The 20,779-nt window shown below is 42.2% G+C and carries 16 protein-coding genes; 11 read left to right on the top strand and 5 right to left on the bottom strand.

Translation table 11 applies throughout. From position 1 onward, the window contains the following. The first annotated feature begins 23 nt into the window (after nt 1-23). Together ACINWC323_RS09210 and ACINWC323_RS09215 are read left to right on the top strand one after the other, a co-directional pair. Nucleotides 24-2,447, top strand: a complete 2,424-nt coding sequence (locus ACINWC323_RS09210; protein ID WP_009512276.1) for a DUF6160 family protein — start codon at nt 24-26, stop codon at nt 2,445-2,447. A 123-nt stretch (nt 2,448-2,570) separates the two neighbouring features. Next, on the top strand, nt 2,571-3,572 hold the full coding sequence (locus tag ACINWC323_RS09215; RefSeq protein ID WP_032881493.1) for a DUF6160 family protein: 1,002 nt from the start codon (nt 2,571-2,573) through the stop codon (nt 3,570-3,572). A gap of 68 nt (nt 3,573-3,640) precedes the next feature. Here ACINWC323_RS09215 and ACINWC323_RS09220 read toward each other — a convergent pair whose 3' ends face one another. From ACINWC323_RS09220 to ACINWC323_RS09230, 3 genes are all read right to left on the bottom strand, one after another. Beyond that, a complete protein-coding gene (locus tag ACINWC323_RS09220; RefSeq protein ID WP_032881492.1) occupies nt 3,641-4,570 on the bottom strand; it encodes a tRNA dihydrouridine synthase in 930 nt (309 codons plus the stop codon). 74 nt (nt 4,571-4,644) lie between these two features. Continuing rightward, a complete protein-coding gene (locus ACINWC323_RS09225; protein ID WP_009512393.1) occupies nt 4,645-5,148 on the bottom strand; it encodes a hypothetical protein in 504 nt (167 codons plus the stop codon). A gap of 24 nt (nt 5,149-5,172) precedes the next feature. Continuing rightward, on the bottom strand, nt 5,173-5,982 hold the full coding sequence (locus ACINWC323_RS09230; protein ID WP_009512368.1) for a cytochrome C assembly family protein: 810 nt from the start codon (nt 5,980-5,982) through the stop codon (nt 5,173-5,175). 147 nt (nt 5,983-6,129) lie between these two features. Between ACINWC323_RS09230 and ffh the strand changes: the two genes are divergently transcribed. Further along, a complete protein-coding gene (gene ffh, locus ACINWC323_RS09235; protein ID WP_004770827.1) occupies nt 6,130-7,539 on the top strand; it encodes a signal recognition particle protein in 1,410 nt (469 codons plus the stop codon). A 160-nt stretch (nt 7,540-7,699) separates the two neighbouring features. Then, a complete protein-coding gene (locus ACINWC323_RS09240) occupies nt 7,700-8,287 on the top strand; it encodes an RBBP9/YdeN family alpha/beta hydrolase (protein ID WP_009512294.1) in 588 nt (195 codons plus the stop codon). On the opposite strand, the gene ACINWC323_RS09245 is transcribed toward ACINWC323_RS09240, so the two are convergent. Continuing rightward, nucleotides 8,257-9,000 (bottom strand): pantothenate kinase, encoded by a 744-nt coding sequence (locus ACINWC323_RS09245; RefSeq protein ID WP_009512272.1) that lies wholly within the window; start codon nt 8,998-9,000, stop codon nt 8,257-8,259. The genes ACINWC323_RS09240 and ACINWC323_RS09245 overlap by 31 nt on opposite strands. 15 nt (nt 9,001-9,015) lie before the next feature. Beyond that, on the bottom strand, nt 9,016-9,792 hold the full coding sequence (locus ACINWC323_RS09250; protein ID WP_009512317.1) for a biotin--[acetyl-CoA-carboxylase] ligase: 777 nt from the start codon (nt 9,790-9,792) through the stop codon (nt 9,016-9,018). A gap of 6 nt (nt 9,793-9,798) precedes the next feature. On the opposite strand from ACINWC323_RS09250, the gene ACINWC323_RS09255 reads away from it, so the two are divergent. The 7 genes from ACINWC323_RS09255 to ACINWC323_RS09285 form a co-directional block, all read left to right on the top strand. Then, nucleotides 9,799-10,599 (top strand): sulfite exporter TauE/SafE family protein, encoded by an 801-nt coding sequence (locus ACINWC323_RS09255; protein WP_032881490.1) that lies wholly within the window; start codon nt 9,799-9,801, stop codon nt 10,597-10,599. Between the two features lie 367 nt (nt 10,600-10,966). Then, nucleotides 10,967-11,662 carry a GntR family transcriptional regulator gene (locus tag ACINWC323_RS09260; RefSeq protein WP_009512415.1) on the top strand — a complete coding sequence of 232 codons (696 nt, stop codon included), beginning with the start codon at nt 10,967-10,969 and terminating at the stop codon, nt 11,660-11,662. A gap of 10 nt (nt 11,663-11,672) precedes the next feature. Next, nucleotides 11,673-15,158, top strand: a complete 3,486-nt coding sequence (smc, locus tag ACINWC323_RS09265; RefSeq protein ID WP_009512298.1) for a chromosome segregation protein SMC — start codon at nt 11,673-11,675, stop codon at nt 15,156-15,158. 1 nt (nt 15,159) lies between these two features. Continuing rightward, nucleotides 15,160-16,170 carry a cell division protein ZipA C-terminal FtsZ-binding domain-containing protein gene (locus ACINWC323_RS09270; protein WP_009512398.1) on the top strand — a complete coding sequence of 337 codons (1,011 nt, stop codon included), beginning with the start codon at nt 15,160-15,162 and terminating at the stop codon, nt 16,168-16,170. 72 nt (nt 16,171-16,242) lie between these two features. After that, nucleotides 16,243-17,463 (top strand): NAD-dependent DNA ligase LigA, encoded by a 1,221-nt coding sequence (gene ligA / locus ACINWC323_RS09275; RefSeq protein ID WP_009512384.1) that lies wholly within the window; start codon nt 16,243-16,245, stop codon nt 17,461-17,463. Nucleotides 17,464-17,474: 11 nt separating this feature from the next. Beyond that, a complete protein-coding gene (locus ACINWC323_RS09280; protein ID WP_009512265.1) occupies nt 17,475-19,412 on the top strand; it encodes a BRCT domain-containing protein in 1,938 nt (645 codons plus the stop codon). Nucleotides 19,413-19,669: 257 nt separating this feature from the next. Further along, nucleotides 19,670-20,779: IS256-like element ISAba26 family transposase (locus ACINWC323_RS09285; RefSeq protein ID WP_009506471.1), on the top strand; the 1,110-nt coding region annotated here is incomplete at its 3' end.

Below are 20,779 nucleotides of genomic sequence, written 5' to 3'. Positions count from 1 at the left end.
CTAAATTTCAAAGGATTGAAGCGATGAAAAAAAATAATGAAAATAGTCGGAATATAGGTTTTGCACTCAATACCTTAGCTGCAAGTATATTTTTTATTAGTCATTCTGCTTATGCATTACAAGCATTGGATGATAGTGCTCTACGTAGTGTGAATGGACAAGATGGTGTCCATATTGAAACCACCTATGACAAGATACATGTGGACCAGTTTTTTTGGCAAGATGATGCTGGCCGAGGTAGTTCTGATGCGGCGGGCACGACCTTAAAAGCAGTCGCTAATAATTTTAATATTCAGCAAAATGCTTTAGGCAATCCGCTTGGAACAACCTATAAGCTAAATACAGGAAGCAATGGTAATAAAACGGGATTGGACATCGAACTTTCCTCAAATCCATCTCTCATCACCATTGATTCATTTCAGATTTGTGACACCAACAGATGTAGTAGTGATATTGGTAATTTAGCAATTCAGACCACTTCACCATTAGATTTAAAGTTTAAAACGACAGATGGTCTTTTTAGTAAAAGCAGCCAGGCTTCGTTAGAGTTAGGTCTTAAAAATGCCAATATTTATTTGGGTCAGACTTCAAATAATGAGTTGAATCAACTGGTGCTGAAAAACCTAAATTTTAACTTCTTAGGTAAAGGTGTGATGTTTGTCGATTCTGTTGAAGGGATCAAGCTACAAACCAATAATGCATTACTTACTGGAAATGCAGCCAAAGCTTCGCTGACCCAGACGCCGACGACTGATTATGGTTATGTCGATTTTACCCGAGTTAAAGATACAGGCAATGTTACAGCTGGAACCTACGCAGATGGCGGCGTAGCCACCAATGCCGGATTAAATTTAGAGTTTTTGTTGAATAAAAAAGCAAATCCAGCTTCTCCTTATACACTGGATGCAACCAACACACCGTTAAATCAGCAAGCCAGTCCTGATAATAAGGCTAAAGGTTTAATTCGTGTCGGAGCCAATGGTCGTATGATTAACGGTTCTCTACAGTTGCGTGGTATCAATGCAAGTAATGCCGCAAATCCTGCTTATGGAGGCAGCTATGGCAATCCTGAGGGAACCAATATCCTCGGCAGCACCACTGGCGGAAATGCCATCATGGGGAAAACAGGTGTTGCATTCCGTATGAAGGCTGAATTTACCAAAGATAATGACTCGATGTTGGGGAGTGATGGAAAGGCCACAACCTTAGAAATAGGTGGTGCAGGATTAAATACCTATGGTTTTGAATTCGGCAATTTAACGGGTTTGCAATTAGGCACCCGAGGCTCCTTTGATACGGGTAATGTCTATCTCAATCTGGTGGATGCCCGTTCAGTCTATTTGCCAGCAAACTATGTTTTTCAAACTTCTAAATTTGGTAATGGCAGTTTCTTAACCCGAGATGTGGACTATACACAAAGTCTGCATACCCAAACAGGAACCACAAACCCTTATAGTCTGCTTGTGGCCATTCGTGGCGCAGAGTTTCAGGCAATTTCTCGACGAGGACGTTTCACTAATAGTGCAACCAGTAATCCTGAAAGTGGTTATGCAGCAATTACCAATCATACGGATAATAACTGGGGGCTAGCATTACCTTTTTATAACCTGAATGCCAATATGGCCATGTATGGTACAAAAGTGAATGCCAATGAGGCATTCTATTTTGACAAAAATGGTGTGAAGCGTAGTGTAGGAAACAGTGGTGAAACGCCGAGATTAGGTTTTTCATTGGGTCTCAGTACCACAGGTGTAGATCGAGATAGCGCCTATAAGGCTTTAGGAAATAAAACCACTTCTATTCTGGTAATTGACGGTGCTCGAAACTATTACATGGGCTTGCGTAATATTGATATGTTGTTAAAAGGAACGGGAAGCCTCGGTCTTGAAAATGGCAGTTTCAATGCAACACTTAAAGATATGCTCATCGTGATGGCGGCAGAAGTTGCTGCGGGTTATTTACCTGGTGCAACCTATACAGGTGGCGTGTCACCTAATAATAACTTTGCATTGAGTAATGATGTGCTATTTGGTTTAAAACTTCGTATTGGAGGAGATATGAATCTATCTCTTATTCCAAATAACGAATATAAAGGAGATGGTACAGGCAATGCCTTGAATATTGTCGGTGATCTTAAATTAAATGCAGCAAGCAATAACACGATACAAATTAGTGATCCTGTGGATGGTTCAACTTTAGGCCTAGATAATATTCAGGGTGATGTTGCGTTTAATAACGCCATTAAGATCAGTCGAGATAGTTCAGGAGAAGGGGTAGCAAGCTTTAATGCCGGTCTGACCTTTAACCCGAATCGTACCACTGACGGTGTCTTTAGAACTCGAGATATTAACCTTTATGGGCCGAGTGGTGGTGCTCAGCGTTTAGGTGAAATGGCAATTACGGGTGGACGCTTAACCAGTCAATTTTCAATCATGCCTCGAAACTAAGATATTTGATGGCGTAACAGTAGATGCTTCTACTTATCTATCAAATGATAAATTGATTGTGTAACGAGTCGGTTATGTTAAGCTGTAGTATATATTTTAAACATTTGTCTATGGATGAGGACAATGAATAAAAACAAGAAACTAGCGTGTTTGTCATTAGTATTGTTAAGTCCATTAACAATGGCGATGCAACCGATGGATGATCAGAGTCTTTCAGCAACAACTGGACAAGACGGTTTGACTATTGGCGTACAGTCCAATGTCCAGTTTAATCAATTGGCAATCATTGATAATGACGGTCTACCGAGTGGTGGCTATACGGGACGTGCTGGTCTGGTAATTGCAGGCGTAGCGGGTCAAGCTGTTGCCAGTCCAGTTAAAGTAACAGGATTGAATGGTAGTACTGAGACCACTTTCGGTTTAAAAGCAACGATCGATACGGATAAAGGTAATGTTTCAGCAAAGGGCGCTTTGGCTAATATTGGTTTAACTTTTGATAATAGTATTACAGGACTTCGAATCTCACCTTTCTCTATCTATACCGCAGGATCAAGTTCACTTTCTAATTTAAATGGAAGTAGCTATACACGTAACTCTATTTTTACCGCAGGGACCTTACTGAAAAGTGATGTCAAAGAGCTGTTGCGGGTTGGAGGAATCGATATTGTTTTTGCAGCGAATAAACCGAGTATGAATATCCAGCTGGGTGCAGCACCGCAAGGCCATATGATTATGTTTGATGGCGCAATTGAGTCCATTTGTGGATCAGGAAATGGCTGTAATATCATGCTGGTATCTGATTATGCAACATCAGGAAACTCTGCAACGCCGGCGGTTGGCGCAAGTTTTAATTTTAAATTGACAGGAAATAATGGTAATCCCTTTGGGCTTAAAGGTTTTTATGCTGGAGTTTATGGCCCTGAAGGGACTGATAAGGGGGGGCTTATTTTTGGCAATGCCAGCACAACAGACAAGTTTGATTTACAGCTAAACAATGTCCTGTTAGGTTCAAATGCAGCTCAACAGTCAGGGGTTTTTAATAATTTACCAAATGCTTCAATTGGTAATATTGGCATGACAGGTGCTTCGATCACAAATCTAAAAATGAAAGTCAGTGGCATGTAATGAAGTGTTTTTGGGTTTTCCAAAGCGGCTTAGCCCGCTTTTTTTTATTTAAATCTTAAGTACAAGCCTCAGCTCTGTTTTAAATACTGAAGGATATCTTCAAGCTGTTTGATCTTCTTCACGTGTGTCCACAGTTGCTGGGCTTCAGGATAGGCTTTGGTCATCATTCCTAACCATTGCTTATAACGTCCGACCATGCCAATTTCGGTCTTGTATTGACCACTCAAGAAGCGTAGCTGCAGTTCCACCAAGTCTTGCCAAGACAGCAGCGCATGATCCATATCTTGACGAATGCATAAGGTTAAATCTGGTGTAGTCACCGCACCGCGGCCAATCATTAAATCTTGGCAATGAGATTGTTCCAGACAAGCTTTGGCATGAGCATTGTTCCAGATTTCACCATTGGCAATGACATTGATTTTTAATGCTTCGGTAATCGGTTGAATCTTTTCCCAGTAGGCTGGCGGGGTATAACCATCTGCCTTGGTGCGTGCATGTACGGTGAGCCAGCTGGCGCCTGCATCTTCAATGGCATGGGCATTGTCTAAGGTATGATTTTCATCAAGATAGCCCAAACGCATTTTGGCTGAAACAGGGATATGTGCTGGTACGGCATCACGAACGGCTTTGACCAACAGATGTACGGTTTCCGGTTCATCCAGTAATACAGAGCCACCACGATGGCGGTTTACGGTTTTGGCCGGACAACCAAAATTCAGGTCAATTGCAGGTGCACCCAGTTCAACCACTTTGGCTGCATTGGCTGCGAGCATCTCTGGATTGTTACCTAGAAACTGAACATGTACCGGGGTGCCAGCCGCAGTCTTGCCGCCATTTTTGAGTTCTGGACAAAAGCTGTAGTAGATATGATCGGGCTGAATGCTATCGGTAATACGGATAAACTCGGTCACGCACCAATCAAAACTGCCAACATGGGTGAGCACATCACGCATGATCGGATCAGTCAGACCTTCCATTGGAGCGAGTACAAGTTTCACGATTTTTACCTAGCGAAGCGAAAACAGCGTTATACGCATTTTTTGGTAAGATGTCTAGAAAATGATAGGGGGTTCTACACAAGTTGATGTTGGGTGTTTACAGAGAAGTTTATCCATAAGTTTTCATCATCAAAGTTTTGCACATAAAGCTTAATTTTTTGTTGAAGATAAATATTGTCTGTTCCTAAAATGGATTCGCAGTCTTTATAGTTCGCTAGACCATAAAAACTTTCTCCAAATTTTACAATTACTCCTTGGGGATAAAAACAAACGATTTCTGAATCAATGCATTGGTTGATCTGAAATCTGGTCTTTAACCTATTCCATGCCTCTAAATATTGAAATGTAGATTTATGCCAAAAGTTTAAAAACTCTTCTTTTGTCGTTACAGATAATTGTTCTAAATTTTCAGAAAAGCTTCCTTCTGGAAGAAAAAAATTAGATTGTTCATCGATAACAGCTGAATTTAAAATTATTGTTGACGTGATACAAATTGCTCTTAAGCAGTAATATTCCTGATCTAATTCATACAGGACTATTACACCATCTCTATCTGTATTTTTATAGTAAGAGTACATGAGAGTCCATATTAGAACGTTTTATCAACGTCCTAATATCATTTCCAAAACAAATTTGCTGCCCATAAAACCAATCGCAAGCAGGACAAAACCGGTAATGGTAAAACGAATTGCTTTGCGTCCACGCCAGCCAAATTTGTAATGTCCGATCAATAACGCGCCGTACAAGAACCATGAAATGATACTAAATGCAGTTTTATGTGCGAGATGTTGGGCAAAAAAGTTATCAATAGTAAAGAAACCGAACAATAATGCGGCAGTGAGCAGGCCAAATCCGGTAATAATCAGGTCAAATAACACAGATTCCATGACCTGAAAGGGCGGAAGTAAATTCACCCAGATGCGTCGTTTTTGTTTCTTTTTCAGTTCCCGGTCCTGAAACCATAAAAGCACAGCATGGATGGTCGCCATCAGCAGTACGGCATAAGCCGCCAGCGACAGAATGATATGTAGGTCCAGACCAAAGCTATGTTGTTCAATCACCTGATTGGGTTGGCTAAATGCGAAGCCCAGAATTAAACCAAAGGCAGCTACAGGGGTGCCAATCAGGTTGAGAGGCAGGATCGGGCGAATCAGACTCAGGATCAGACTCAGTGCCAACATTAGTCCGGAAGTGAAGGACATCAGGTTGAATACATCATAGTTCACCCCAATAGATGTCAGCATGTCTTGGGAAATAACGGTGGCATGTAGCACCAGTCCTAAACCGACCATCAGGCCATAACACCAAAGATTTGGAGTACGTTTTGACATCAATCGAATAAACAAATACCAAAATGAACTGGTATAGGCGATAAGTGCCAAAATTGTGTAAACCAAGGGGAGACTGATCATGTCAAACCTTTTTTAGGAGGATGAATAATATTCGCCATATAAGATATAAATTCGCTTCGAACTACAGTATCCTATAGCATCTTATGCATAAATTTTCTATTTTAAGAAAGATTTTTTTGCAACTAGCCATTTTAAGCGGATTTCGCAATGTTTGATACCTTAACAGAACGACTCACACAGAGTTTAAGAAATGTTACTGGCTCAGGGCAGCTGACCGAAGACAATATTAAAGATACCCTGCGTGAAGTACGTATGGCACTTCTTGAAGCCGATGTCGCGTTACCTGTAACTCGTGAATTTATCGCGAAAGTTAAGGAAGAAGCGCTCGGTCAGGAAGTCATGACTCAGCTTTCTCCTGGTCAGGCATTTGTAAAGATTGTCTATGATGAACTCACCAAGATGATGGGTGAGGCTAATGAAACATTAGATTTAAGTGCAAAACCACCGGTGGTTGTACTACTTGCCGGTTTGCAGGGCGCGGGAAAAACCACGACTGCTGCAAAATTGGCACGTTTCTTAAAAGAACGCCAAAAGAAAAAAGTGATGACGGTGTCTGCCGACGTATACCGTCCAGCAGCGATCAAGCAGTTAGAAACAGTATCGAATGAAGTCGGTGTCGGTTTCATTCCATCTGAAGCGTCTGAAAAGCCGATTGATATTGTCAATCGTGCTATTGAACAGGCCAAAATCCAGTTTGCTGATGTTCTGATTGTCGATACAGCAGGTCGTTTACATGTCGATGAAGACATGATGGACGAGATCAAAGAATTACATGCGGCGGTGAAACCAACCGAGACTTTATTCGTTGTCGATGCAATGACCGGTCAGGATGCTGCCAATACTGCCAAAGCCTTTAATGATGCTTTAGCTTTAACGGGTGTGATTCTGACCAAAACCGATGGTGATGCACGCGGTGGTGCAGCACTTTCGGTTCGTGCCATTACCGGTAAGCCAATCAAGTTCTTGGGTATTGGTGAAAAACTGGATGCGCTTGAGCCATTCCATCCGGATCGTGTTGCACAACGTATCTTGGGGATGGGTGACGTCCTTTCTTTGGTCGAAGAAGTTGAACGCAAAATCGACAAAGAAAAAGCCGAAAAAATGGCGAAAAAACTGCAAAAAGGCGGTAACTTCAACTTTGAAGATATGCTGATGCAGTTTGAGCAAATGAGCAAAATGGGCGGCATGATGGGCTTCCTCGACAAATTACCAGGCATGAGCAATGCGGGTATTCAGGACGCAATTGAAAAAGCCAACCCTGAAAAGCAAGTCAAGCGTATGGAAGCCATCATTCAGTCAATGACGATCAAGGAACGTCGTAATCCTGATCTGATTAACCCAAGTCGTAAAAAACGTATTGCTGCCGGCTGTGGTATGGACGTTGCTGAAGTGAATAAACTGATCAAGCAACAGGCACAAATGGCGAAAATGATGAAGAAATTTGCGAATCCATCAGGTATGAGCAAAATGCTGAAATCATTAGGCAATATGCAAAAACAATTCGGCGGTGGCGGTGGAATGGGCCCTTTATTTGGCAGTAATGACCAGAAAAAGTAAGTTCTATCGACTTTCTGAAAAGGCGCGTAATGCGCCTTTTTTTATGCTCATGTTGTGAGTGGTGTTGTATAAAATTGATACAAAATATCAATGTTAAGTGTGATTGAAAAAGAGCAATATGTTTCTAAGTTTATGTTTTTATTGAAAAATAGTGTTAAATATGTCACATAATTCAAAAAATAGCGTATTTATTCTGCATTGTGAACATGCCGATCCCGACCAGCATTGGTATGGCTGGTTAGAACACCAATTGAAAAGTGATGATCTGATCGTTGAGCGTGTATTTCTTGCCGATGCCAGTCATCCTGAAGCCGAGATTTGGCAAACCTGTCTGGAAGCGCAATTAAAAGGGCTGAATGAGCGGAGTATTGTCGTAGCACATGGGCTGTCCTGTGTGGCACTCTCAAGATTTTTAGCCAAGAAATTGCAGCACATGACCATCAAGGCGGGAATTTTTATTGCGGGTTTTAATGACCCGATTGCTCAACGTCCAGAATTTAATGCTTTTATTCAGCAGGCCCAGTTTGAGAGCGGCATGCTGAGGGCGAATATTCAGCGAAGACTGGTGTTCTTTTCCAGTAATGATCCCGTGATCCCTGTGCCATTGACCTTTAAATTTTCAAACCTGCTGAATGCCCAACTGATTGAGGTCACTCAGGCAGGGCATTTCCGTGCGGAAGATGGTTTTAAGGAATTTCCACAGTTGTTGCAGGCACTTCAGACCTTGCTCAAAGCTGAATTGAGCTGAGCATAGTGTTTTAAACCTTGCAACAGTAAATCGGATTCGACTTGAGGCTGATAATGATTAAGGAACTTGGCAAACAAAGCGGCATCGCCACCGGTTAAGATCAACTTTTTCGGGGATTGCTGCATGATTTGCTCAATGGTACTGATCAGACCCAACAGAATACCGTGATGGACTGCATCGACCGTGTTATGACCCGGTTTTAAATTATCGAAGGCTGAATCTGGAATTTTGATCCCTTTGGTATTCTGGATCAGTGAATCCCGTTGCAGATATAAATTTGGCAGAATATAACCGCCCAAATGCTGTAATCCTTCCACCAGATCGATGGTCAGCGCTGTCCCGCAACCAATTACACAAAAGTTTTCATCAGCTTTGGCTACGGCCAGTACTTGCAGCCAACGGTCAATCCCGAGCTGGCTTGGCACATCGTAACCGCATCTCAGGCCGGCATACTCGGCATGCACTTTGGCAAAGATGATCGGGATATCCAGAATATCCAGAATCATCTGAATCCGCTGATTATTCTCTGAGTCCAGAACTGAGGAAATACCGACTTGGGTTAGCTTTTGATGACGAAAATGCTGGATTAAACCGAGCAACAGATCAGCAGGGGATTGCAGGTGTAATTCGGCTGCATGTTCAAGCACCTGATCGTTTTGCGTAATCCAGTATTTTAGGCGGGTATTACCAATATCAAGCCATAAACTTTTCATAGAATTTTCACTTCCTCAGATCGATGCGAGACGTAAACGGCCTTGATAAAATTGCTGGATCTGATCGGTCTTGATCAATACCGCCCCTTCATTGGAAATCCCTTGGAATAGCCCTTGCACCTTGCCTAGAGTATGTTCAAATTCAACTTGCTGATTGAGCCAGATGGCATGATGGTTAAAACGCTCTGCCAGATTATAACTGCCATGCTCAAACCACTGGGCAGCCTGCTGGATTGCTGTGTAGAGCTCGGCAATTAAGCCGGTTCGGTCAATCGGATCTAAACCGAGCATTTGCAATGAGGTAATTTGCTGGTCTGGATTTTCTACCGGTGGTGTGGTGAGGTTGATTCCCACCCCAATAATCGCTTGATGGGTCGATAGCGGTTCCACCAGAATGCCGCCCCATTTGCCTTGAGGGCTATATAAATCGTTGGGCCATTTCACTTGTAAAGGAAGACCGTGTAAGCTCGGCATCTGTAGAATATTTAACGCAATTTCCAATGCCAGACGACCGTCGAGTGCTGTCTTGGTCTGGATCAGTGTGCTTAAATAAATGTTTCCTTCAGGAGAGGACCATGGTCGTTGATGTTGACCACGACCTTGTGTTTGCTGTGCACTACACACCAGTCCTGTAGTAATCCCTTTTTCTGCAATCTCACGCATATCATCATTGGTTGATGTCGTGGTGGTCTTGAGTAAGACCACTTCGGGAAACTGATTTTTTGCGTTCAATAACTGTTGAAGCTGGCGGGTTGCGAAATCATCCATCATTTTTACAAGTAGCGTGGTCATGTGTTTATGGAGTTAATCATATATTTGCTGATTGGTGCAATTGCCGGATTTGCTGCGGGGCTGTTTGGCGTGGGCGGTGGCTTAATTATTGTGCCGATTTTATATATTGTGTTCACGCAAATGAATTATGACCCGAATGTCATTATGCATATTGCAGTGGGGACATCATTAGCCACCATTATTGTGACCTCAATCAGTTCGGTAACAGCCCATCATAAGAAAGGTGCGGTGCTGTGGTCCGTGTTCCGTAATCTGGCACCGGGACTGGTAGTGGGTTCATTCTTAGGCGCCGGTATTGCCGATTTGATGTCAGGGCAGCATTTGCAACTGGTAATTGGCGTATTTGCGGTCTGGATGGCTTATAAGATGTTTAAAGGGGCCCATGCTGTGGTTGATCCAAATCGACACTTGCCATCCGCAGCGTTACAGCTGGCTGCAGGTGGTGGCATTGGTGTGGCATCGGCGATCTTTGGTATTGGCGGTGGCAGCTTAACCGTTCCTTATCTAAATCGTCATGGAGTGGTGATGCAAAAAGCCGTTGCAACCTCTGCTGCTTGTGGATTACCGATTGCTGTGGCGGGTGCTCTGGGCTTTATGTGGTTTGGGGCCAAAGAGCAAGTTAACGTTCCCAATACCATTGGCTATGTCCATGTTTATGCTTTTTTGGGCATTAGTGTCATGAGCTTTATTACCGCGAAATTTGGTGCCAAAGTTGCTCATCGCTTATCGCCCGCCATGTTGAAAAAATGCTTTGCAGGCTTACTGGTGGTGGTTGGGTGCTATTTTATCTACAAAGGGCTGATGTAGATCTGAATTTGTCTCTTCGGTTATGAACTTCAAGAATGGATGAACACGCTTATGTGCGTATTCATCCATGATTAAATTGCGATTGATTTAATATAAATAATATTTTTTGTGATTTATTTCATGAAACTAATGCTGGATCAGATGAATGGTTCACGACTCATCAAAAAGATAAATATTTGATACTTAACAGAGAAAAAATGATTTTTTAGTCTATTTTGAGAATGGATCGGTGTTTTTTCAGGACGATTGGCTTAAAAAGCAATAAAATTGTCAGACAATGATATAGAATTTATAGGGTGAGATCAGTTAAAACAAAAAAGCGTAAATAGCATTGGACAATGCGTATAACAAAGATAGTGAGGCGCTCATGAATCTCGAAGAGGCTGATAGTCTTTCTGAACAGATTGCAAAATATATTAGTGAACAAATTATTAGCGGCGAGCTGGTTGAAGGCGAACGTATTCAAGAGTTGCGCATTGCAAAAGAACTGGATGTCAGTCGCGGTTCTGTCCGTGAAGCATTGTTATTACTGGAACGTACCTATTTAATCGAGATTTTTCCACGACGTGGTGCGATTGTCTCGGAAATGTCGGCACAACAGGTCAAAGCGTTGTTTGATACCAATGTGATGGTACTCGGGCATATCGTGCAACGGATTAGCGAAACCTGGCGTGCCAATGAAGCAGAGCATTTACAAGCTTTACTGGATCAATTGGTGGAGTTCGTACGCGCTGGTGACATTGAAAAGTTTTACGATGCAATTTTTAAATATTTAGCCGAACAACATGAAATGGTGGCAAATCCATACCTAATGCAATTTTATAAAGAACTGTTGCCGTCCTTGCGTCGCAGTTATTTTCTCACCCTGAATACCTCGCGTCGGGAGCTGCAAGAGTCATTTACCCTGTTTAAGCTGGTGATTGATGCTATTTTGATCCGAAAATCACAACAAGCCGCTTTATTTATGGAAGATTTTTGTCGACACTTGCGTAACCTTGTGTTGGAATCTCTGACACGTATGAAACAGATTGAATTGGCCTGGGCTAGACGCTCACGCCGCTAGTTAGGGCAGTATGCGTTTAAGTAGTTTAAAACTTTCAGGCTTTAAATCTTTCGCCGATAGTACAACATTAAATTTCAAGGCGAACCGAACTGCGGTTGTGGGGCCGAACGGTTGCGGTAAATCCAATGTCATTGATGCGATTCGCTGGGTTATGGGCGAGTCCAACGCACGTCAATTGCGTGGTGGTAGCATGCAGGACGTCATCTTTACCGGGACCGCCAAGCGTAAACCTGTTGGTGTCGCCAGTGTAGAACTTCGTTTTGACAATACCTATGGCAAATTGGGTGGGGCATATAACGCCTATAATGAGCTGGCCGTCCGTCGTCAGGTGACGCGTGAAGGCAAGTCTGAATACTTTTTGAATGGCACACGTTGTCGTCGTCGTGATATCACCGATATTTTCTTGGGGACCGGTTTAGGACCGCGCTCATATGCGGTGATTGAACAGGGCATGATCAACCGTCTGGTGGATGCCAAGCCTGAAGAAATGCGGGTCTTTATTGAAGAAGCGGCTGGGGTATCACGTTATCAGGCGCGTCGTCGCGAGACTTTGCAGCATTTAGAGCATACTGAACAGAATCTGGCGCGTTTAGATGACATTGCTGCAGAACTGAAATCACAGCTGAGAAGTTTGAAGCGTCAAGCTGAAGCTGCGATTCAATACAAAACCTTAGAAGGTCAGATCCGTACTTTAAAAATTGAGATTCTGTCTTTTCAAGCCAATCAAAGTCAAAAATTACAGCAAGAATATACCGTTGAAATGACGGCATTGGGTGAAAATTTTAAGCTGGTGCGTTCCGAGTCACAGACCATTGAACATGATCTGGAAGCAACCAGTGCTTTATTCCAGCGTCTGATTCAGCAGTCTTCACCGTTGCAACAGGAGTGGCAACAGGCAGAGAAAAAACTGGCTGAGCTCAAAATGACACTGGAACAGAAGCAGAGCTTGTACCAGCAGAATAGCAGTAGCCTGGTACAGCTTGAGCAGCAAAAAGTCCAGACCAAAGAACGTTTACAGTTGTCTGAACTCCAGATCGAAACTTTATCTGCCCAGTTTGATGAGCAAAATGAAACATTGTTGGCATTAGAACAACAAACACAAACAGCCGAGCAAAATCTGGGGGATGTGCAGGCCCAGCACAAGCAGGCATTGCAGCAGTTTGAGCAACTGAAAGCACAGGTCGACAAACAGCAACAGCAAAAATTGCAGATGGCTGCACAAATTGAGCAGCTTGCCAAAAATGTGCTGCGAATTGAACAGCAAAAGCAAACGCTACAATCGCAAAGTGGTCAGATCCGTGCGCAGGTTCAAGATGAAGAACAGGAGCAGCTTGAGCAATTGCAGCAACAACTGCATCAAGAGATGATTGAGCTGGAAGCAGCCATTGAAGAACTACAGCAAAATTTACAGGCACAACAAGAACAACAACAACTGGATAAGACTGATGTGCAAACGCTTAAAACCGAAATACAGGTTTTACTGGCTGAACAAAAGAATTTGAATCAACTGGTGGCAAAGCAAAGTCCGAAACAGCAGCAGGATATGCTTCGTTTGATGCAAAGCCTGCGTTTAACCGCGCAAGGTAAAAGCCATGCCAGTATCATTGAAAAGTTCTTGGCGAAGTGGTTACAAGCACATTTACTGGAGGATGAGCAGTCATTTCAGGAAGGTGTGGCGCGTCAGTTAAAGAATCCCTCCCAACCTCCCTTTGATAAAGGGAGGAGTTCCCCTCTTTTTCAAAGAGGGGTTAGGGGAGATTTAAAATATCTATCAGACTGGATCGAAACCCCGCAATCTTCACTCTGGACCAATGTGGCTGTAGCCGAAAATCTGGCAATCGCCTTAGCGCATCAAGCACAACTCCAACAGACACAGTCAATTTTAACGCTGGATGGTTATCATGTCGGTGCAGATTGGGTGATTGGTCTGCATTACGATGAAGATAGCCAAAGCGCACAAGGTATGCTCAGTCATCAGGTGCGTTTAGATGAAATAGCGCTGCAACTTGCGGAGAAACAGCCTAAGCTGCTTGAACTGGAACAGCAATTTTCTCAACAGCAGCAAACCTTGCAACAGCAACAACAGCACTTACAGCAACAACAGCACAGCCTGAAACAAAAACAGAAAGAGCTACAACAGCTGGATGTGCAAATTGCTAAATTGCAAAGTACCGCGCAGGCTTTTGTGTTGCAGCAACAGCAATTGGCAGATCAACTCAAACAGCTGGATTTACAGCTTGAAGAAGATGCGATGCAGCGTGATGATCTGGAAATAGATTTGCATGCACTTGCACTCAAACTCGAAGCAGTATTGCCAAATTATAAAACCTTGCAGTTTCAGGTGGAAAACCTGAATGAGCAACTGGATGAGCAACAGCAACAACTGCTTCAGCAGCAACAGCAACGTGAAAGTCTGCGTCGCCAGACCTCTCAGGCCAATCAGCAAATTGAACTGTTAGAGAAAGATATTTCGTTCTTGAAAACGCAATATCATCAGATCATCGAACAAATTGAACAGGCAAAGAAATTTGTTGACCCAATTCAGCTTGAACTGCCGAATTTAGAGTCACAATTCCACGAGCAATTTCAGCAAACCGAAAAATTGCAAAAAAACTGGAATGAATGGCAACTTGAACTGAATCAGATTCAAGAGAAACAGCAGCAATTGACTGAACAACGTCATCAAGCCCAGCAAAAAGATGAGCAGGTGCGTGAACAGTTAGAGCAAAAGCGTTTGGCTTGGCAGGCAGCCAAATCGGATCGTGAGCACTATCTGGAACAACTGAAAGAGTTGAATGCAGACGCTTTATCCGATCTGTCGATTGAAATCAAAGATCATCAGCAGAAACTGGAAAAGGCCCAGCAGCAGTTCGAAAAAATTGGTGCGGTCAATCTGGCAGCCTCACAAGAATATGAGGAGGTGTCGCAGCGTTTTGATGAGCTGAGTCACCAGATGCAGGACTTACAAAATACGGTTGATCAACTGAAAGATGCCATGAAAAGCATTGATCAGGAAACCCGTAAGTTATTTATGAGCACTTTTGATCAGGTCAATCAAGAGATGCAAGTCCTCTTTCCTAAAGTCTTTAATGGCGGGGAAGCCAGCTTAAGTCTTGAGGATGACTGGCAATCTGGGGTGAAATTGATGGCACGCCCACCAGGTAAACGCAATAGTTCATTGGCGCTGTTGTCTGGTGGTGAAAAAACCTTGACGGCCTTGGCGCTGGTGTTTGCAATCTTTAGATTAAACCCTGCACCATTCTGTGTTTTGGATGAAGTTGATGCACCTCTGGATGATGCTAACGTGCAGCGATATTGTAATTTGGTAAAAGAGCTTTCTGAACAGGTGCAATTCATTTACATTACACATAATAAATTGGCGATGACAATGGCAACTGACTTACTGGGAGTGACCATGCCAGAGCCAGGCACATCAAAATTAGTGACTGTCGATTTAGAGCAGGCAAAAGAATACGGGTTAGTTGCGGAGTCATAGTATGGAAATGAATACAATAATAGGCATTGTTATCGCCGTTGTGATTATGCTCGTTGGTTTAATGATGCTGTTTAGAAAACCAAAACCAGTCGAGCCGTCATTAGAAGCGGATTTATATATCAATCCTGAAAGCCAGCAGCCTGTTATTCCTCGTCATGTACGAGATCAAGTTTTACCAGACGAAGTGGTCACCACAACTGAACGTGTTGAACCAAGCTTATATACAGATGCGGTTGCGGTAGAGACACCGGTACAAACAACAGGTGAGACTGCAAATACTGTAGAAAAAACAGAAGCTGTGGTTTCAACAGCAGAAGTTGCTAAAGAAGAAGCTGTTGAAGCAGTTGTAGACACTGAAACTGTTCAAAAAAATGAGACCGTGACTGCTGAAGCAGAAACAACAGTCGTCCCTGAAAATGCAGAGACTACAGAGAAAGCTGAGGAAAATAAAACCGAAGCAGAACTAAGCTTGAATCCAAATATCGAAACGGTCGCCATTGAAGAGTTTGATGGCGAAAGTAATATTCTGGATGTGCATTTACATGAACAGCAACGCTACGACGATGAGAGTGCATTAGCCACCGCAGAGCAGATCATTGCCCTGAATGTTTATCCGAATCCGCGCCGTGCCTTATCAGGTGATAAAGCACTCAAAGTATTATTGAAATACGGTTTACGTTTCGGTGAAATGTCATGCTTCCACCGTTATGAAAATACTGATGAACCAAGTGCCTTGATGTTCTCGGTATTGCGTATGACCGATAATGGCCCAGCGGGTTTTGATCTGGAAACCTTATCTGGCGAACAGGTGCAAGGTCTTGCATTCTTCCTGGCTTTACCAAATAGCAAAGCCGTTACGGGTTATGACATGATGACCAGTATTGCCGGTTTAATTGCGCGTGAAGTGGATGGTAAGGTTTATGATGAAAATAATCTGGAATTTACCCCGCAGTTAAAAGAACATTGGCGTCATCACGTGATTGATTATCGTCCAAATCAAGCAACAGCTTAATGAATCTTTTATAATAAATTCAGTGAAAAGTTATAGGGCGGTTTTTCCGCCCTTTTATATGGTGAAATTTAAATGGAACACAACTCAGTTATTGAGCAAATGCGTCAGTTGATTCAACTGATTGCAAAACATAATCATGCTTACTATGTGATGGATCAGCCTTCCATTTCAGACAGTGAATATGACCATTTATTTCATCAACTGAAAGCACTCGAACAACAATATCCAGACTGTATTCAGGCAGATACCCCAACCAATAAAGTGGGGGGACAAGCCTTATCGAAATTTGAAAGTGTTACCCATGCAGTACCGATGCTGTCATTGGGCAATGTGTTTAATCAGGAAGACCTGTTTGCTTTTGCCCGCCGTATTGATGAACGTTTACCGAATCAGAAAGTCCAGTATGAGGTTGAACTGAAACTCGATGGTTTAGCGATTTCACTGTGGTATGAAAATGGTGTACTGGTACGTGGTGTGACCCGTGGCGATGGCGAGACGGGTGAAGACATTACCCAGAATGTCAAAACCATTCGCAACTTGCCAAAAGTACTATCAAGTCAGCATCAGGCCATTCCACAGTTTCTTGAGGTTCGTGGTGAAGTATTGATGCCGAAGCAGGGCTTTGAAAAGCTCAACGCCGATCAGGAAGCCAAAGGTGATAAAACCTTTGCCAATCCACGTAATGCTGCAGCAGGTAGCTTAAGACAGCTTGATCCGAATATTGCAGCCTCACGCCCATTGGCGTTTTATGCCTATGGGATTGCGCAGTGTGTACCGAATCATGGACTTGAGACCATGCATGACAGTTTGCACTGGTTAACCCGATTTGGTTTTGAAATTGCAGAACGTCAATTCTTGTGTGCTTCAATTGAAGAAGTACAACAGCGCTATGAACAGATTCAACAAGAACGCCCAGACCTCAAGGTTGAAATTGACGGTATGGTGATTAAGGTGGATAGCCTTAAACAGCAGCAGCAACTCGGTTTTTTGAGTCGTGAACCGCGTTGGGCCACGGCTTATAAATTCCCTGCACAGGCCGCACTGACCAAAGTTGAAAATATTGACTGGCAAGTGGGTCGTACAGGAACATTGACACCGGTTGCACGTTTAGCACCTGTCTTTGTGGGTGGGGTAACGGTATCAAATGTGACCTTACACAATATTGGTGAAATTCATCGTTTAGATGTGCGCGTTGGCGATACCGTCAGTGTCTACCGTACTGGTGATGTAGGTGTCACCATAAACTCAAATGTTTCAAGTAGAACTCAATTAGATTTTCAAATGGCAGTGTAAGGGTAGCAGTAATGTCTAAATATAAATTTAACGACAACCAAATCGCCATTATTGAAAAACTAGGGCTTAATTCAAATACAGACGATTTAGAGAAGCTCTTTTCTTCAAACGATCACAATTTAAAAGAGTTGGAAATATTGCTTAAAGTAGCCAATGCTCTTTACAGATCTGGTTATCCGATTATTGAAGATGATAAGTATGATGAATATCTTAGCTACTTCAAAACTCTTGATCCAGAGAATCCATTCTTATTAAGTGTAGAGCCTGAAGTTTTAATTGATAGTAAGACAGTTCCACTTCCAAAGAAAATGCTTTCTACTGATAAAGCATATTCTTTTGATGAAATTAAAAAATGGACAGAAAGAATTACTAAAGCCGCGTCAGAAATTGAATTTGATCAAAATTTAATTGAAATTAGGGTTACACCAAAACTTGATGGTTATGCTGCTTATGATGATGGTATAACTCTCTACACCCGAGGTGATGGGGTAAGAGGTCAAGATATTACTCGTGCATTTGAGAGAGGACTCAAAGTAGCAAAAAATGCAGGAAGAGGTTTAGGTGCTGGCGAAATTGTAATCAATAAAAGTTACTTTGATGAAGTATTGAGTGAAAAATTTGAAAACTCACGCAATATCCAAGCAGCAATTATTGCTGAAAAGAAAGTTGATGAAGATGTTCAAAATGCAATTGATGAAGGTGCTTGTGTTTTCTACCCTTTTTCACTATTAGATAACTGGATTGGAAGCATTGAAGATTTGTTGTCAAACTTTGAGAGTATTCTAGAAAGAATATGGAACTCAGTTGATTTTGATATTGACGGATTAGTCTTAGAGACAACAAATGTGCCAATTAAAGAGCATATGGGCTCTACAAGAAAATTTCATAGATGGCAAATTGCTTTTAAAGTGAATGATGAATCGGCTGAAGTCGAAGTATTGAGAGTAGTTCCTCAGACTTCAAGGACTGGTCGAGTTTCACCAGTAGCTGAATTGGTTCCTACAAAACTTAGTGGAGCTACTTTAAGCAGGGCAACCGTTCATCACTATCGTATGGTGAAGGCAAATGGGGTTGGCCCAGGTGCAATCATTAAGCTAGTCAGAAGTGGCTTAGTTATTCCAAAAATTGAAGAAGTTATCAAACCAGCAGAGCCAGAATTACCTGAAAATTGTCCTAGTTGTGGAGCTCACCTTATTTGGGAAGGCGATCATTTAATATGCCCTAATAAATCAGACTGTCCTGCTCAAACCGAGAATACACTGATTCATTTTTTTAAAACATTGGGTAATGTCGATGGTTTTGGGCCAAAAGTAATTGAAAAAATAGCTAATCAAGGAGTTAAGCACATCCACGAAATCTATCAGATTCCTAAGCATCAATTTATCGAGTTTGGATTTGGAGATAAAACGTCACAGAATCTTATCCATCAACTCGAAGCAAGTAGAGAGATTGAAATAGAGGATTGGAGATTTCTTGCAGCATTTGGAGTTAGCCGATTAGCCGGTGGAAACTGTGAGAAATTACTTCAGCACCATGCCATAGTTCAGCTTTTTGAAATATCAGTCGAGGATATGGTTAGAATAGATGGCTTTGCAGAATTAAGCGCTGAAGCTATTGTTGAAGGTTTATCAAACGTTAGAGAAGAGTTTTTCAAAGTATATAACCTAGGTTTCAACTTAAGTGTTACGCCCAAGGAATCTGAAAGAGAAAATTCAGATTCGCCTATAGCTGGAGCAGTCGTTGTATTTACTGGCTCGATGCAACAAGGTTCCCGTGACGATATGGAAAAGAATGCAAAAGCACTTGGTGCTAAAGTGGCTAAATCGGTTACCAGTAAAACTACCTATTTGGTAACTGGCGATAAGGTCGGAGAAACTAAGATTAATGCAGCTCGTGATAAAGGAGTTAAGGTATTAACTGAACAGGAATATCTTAACTTAATTGAGTAAATTTAAATATTTTGTTGTAGTAGCTCAGACCTAAACTGACAGTTGCCTAGTTTTTCTGGTACAAGCGCCAGATTAGGTTTGAGCTAAATTGAGACACAAGAAGGACGTGCAATTTCATAGTCGAGAAGAACCTTTTTAAAGTGTTTGGTGATCATGATACATTAGATTTCATGCGATGAAAGGGGACTGTTCTAAATTTTGTGTAAGTACTTAATTTTCATTTATCCTTCAGAGGATAATTACAAAAGGTACTTCACATGGATGAAGCAACAATCAAAAGTATGGCTGCCGAATTGGCTAAAGGTCTAAAAACACCAGAAGACTTAAACCAAATGACAGCAGTCTTTAAAAAATTCATGATTGAAACTGCACTCAATACTGAACTTTCAGACCATCTCGGTTATGAAAAGCATCAGCCCAAGAAAGGCTCAAATAGCCGTAATGGGTTTAGTTCTAAAACCATTACAACTCAAGATGGACAACTGGCTTTAGATATTCCCCGTGATCGAGAAGGTTCATTTGAGCCACAAATTATCAAAAAGCACCAAACACGCATCACCAGTATGGATGACCAAATCCTCTCACTGTATGCAAAAGGAATGACTAATAGGGAAATTGTAGCCTTCTTCAAAGAAATGTACGATGCCGATGTGTCAGCATCTCTCATCAGCAAAGTTACCGATGCTGTGATTGAGCAAGTGACTGAGTGGCAAAATAGAGCCTTAGATAGCCTTTATCCTGTTGTCTATCTTGACTGTATTGTTGTCAAAGTCCGTCAGCACTCCAATGTGATTAACAAGTCCGTATACCTTGCTTTAGGCATCAATATGGATGGGCAAAAAGAATTACTGGGTATGTGGATTGCTCAGACAGAAGGTGCCAAATTCTGGCTGTCAGTCATGACAGAGCTAAAAAATCGAGGAGTACAGGACATTCTTGTTGCCTGTGTAGATGGATTAAAAGGCTTTCCTGACGCGATAGCCTCTGTTTACCCTCATACTGATATTCAACTGTGTATTGTGCATGTTGTACGCAATAGCCTGAGATTTGTAAGCTGGAAAGACTACAAGGCTGTTACGTCGGGTCTGAAAGCGATTTATCAGGCAAGTACAGAGGAAAATGCTTTAAAGTCCCTAGACATCTTCTGTGATCAATGGAATCACCAGTATCCCAAAATTGGAGAATCCTGGCGGGCCAATTGGGAAAATATCCGAACGATCTTTAGCTATCCAGCCGAAATACGTCATGCTATTTATACAACAAATGCGATTGAGTCGTTGAATAGCGTAATACGCCATTCAACGAAGAAAAGGAAAATCTTTTCATCTGATGACTCAGTAAAGAAGGTCATTTACTTAGCAACATCA

It is taken from the genome of Acinetobacter sp. WC-323 (genome assembly GCF_000314615.1).
GTDB classification, from domain to species: domain Bacteria; phylum Pseudomonadota; class Gammaproteobacteria; order Pseudomonadales; family Moraxellaceae; genus Acinetobacter; species Acinetobacter courvalinii.
This window is presented reverse-complemented; position numbering and strand designations above follow the sequence as displayed.

Bases quoted from the DNA above. Each gene is read 5' to 3' on its own strand.
- ACINWC323_RS09210 (WP_009512276.1), top strand. From the start codon at position 24: ATGAAAAAAAATAATGAAAATAGTCGGAATATAGGTTTTGCACTCAAT.
- ACINWC323_RS09215 (WP_032881493.1), top strand. From the start codon at position 2,571: ATGAATAAAAACAAGAAACTAGCGTGTTTGTCATTAGTATTGTTAAGT.
- ACINWC323_RS09225 (WP_009512393.1), bottom strand. From the start codon at position 5,148: ATGTACTCTTACTATAAAAATACAGATAGAGATGGTGTAATAGTCCTG.
- ACINWC323_RS09230 (WP_009512368.1), bottom strand. From the start codon at position 5,982: ATGATCAGTCTCCCCTTGGTTTACACAATTTTGGCACTTATCGCCTAT.
- ffh (WP_004770827.1), top strand. From the start codon at position 6,130: ATGTTTGATACCTTAACAGAACGACTCACACAGAGTTTAAGAAATGTT.
- ACINWC323_RS09240 (WP_009512294.1), top strand. From the start codon at position 7,700: ATGTCACATAATTCAAAAAATAGCGTATTTATTCTGCATTGTGAACAT.
- ACINWC323_RS09245 (WP_009512272.1), bottom strand. From the start codon at position 9,000: ATGAAAAGTTTATGGCTTGATATTGGTAATACCCGCCTAAAATACTGG.
- ACINWC323_RS09250 (WP_009512317.1), bottom strand. From the start codon at position 9,792: ATGACCACGCTACTTGTAAAAATGATGGATGATTTCGCAACCCGCCAG.
- ACINWC323_RS09255 (WP_032881490.1), top strand. From the start codon at position 9,799: ATGGAGTTAATCATATATTTGCTGATTGGTGCAATTGCCGGATTTGCT.
- ACINWC323_RS09260 (WP_009512415.1), top strand. From the start codon at position 10,967: ATGAATCTCGAAGAGGCTGATAGTCTTTCTGAACAGATTGCAAAATAT.
- smc (WP_009512298.1), top strand. From the start codon at position 11,673: ATGCGTTTAAGTAGTTTAAAACTTTCAGGCTTTAAATCTTTCGCCGAT.
- ACINWC323_RS09270 (WP_009512398.1), top strand. From the start codon at position 15,160: ATGGAAATGAATACAATAATAGGCATTGTTATCGCCGTTGTGATTATG.
- ligA (WP_009512384.1), top strand. From the start codon at position 16,243: ATGGAACACAACTCAGTTATTGAGCAAATGCGTCAGTTGATTCAACTG.
- ACINWC323_RS09280 (WP_009512265.1), top strand. From the start codon at position 17,475: ATGTCTAAATATAAATTTAACGACAACCAAATCGCCATTATTGAAAAA.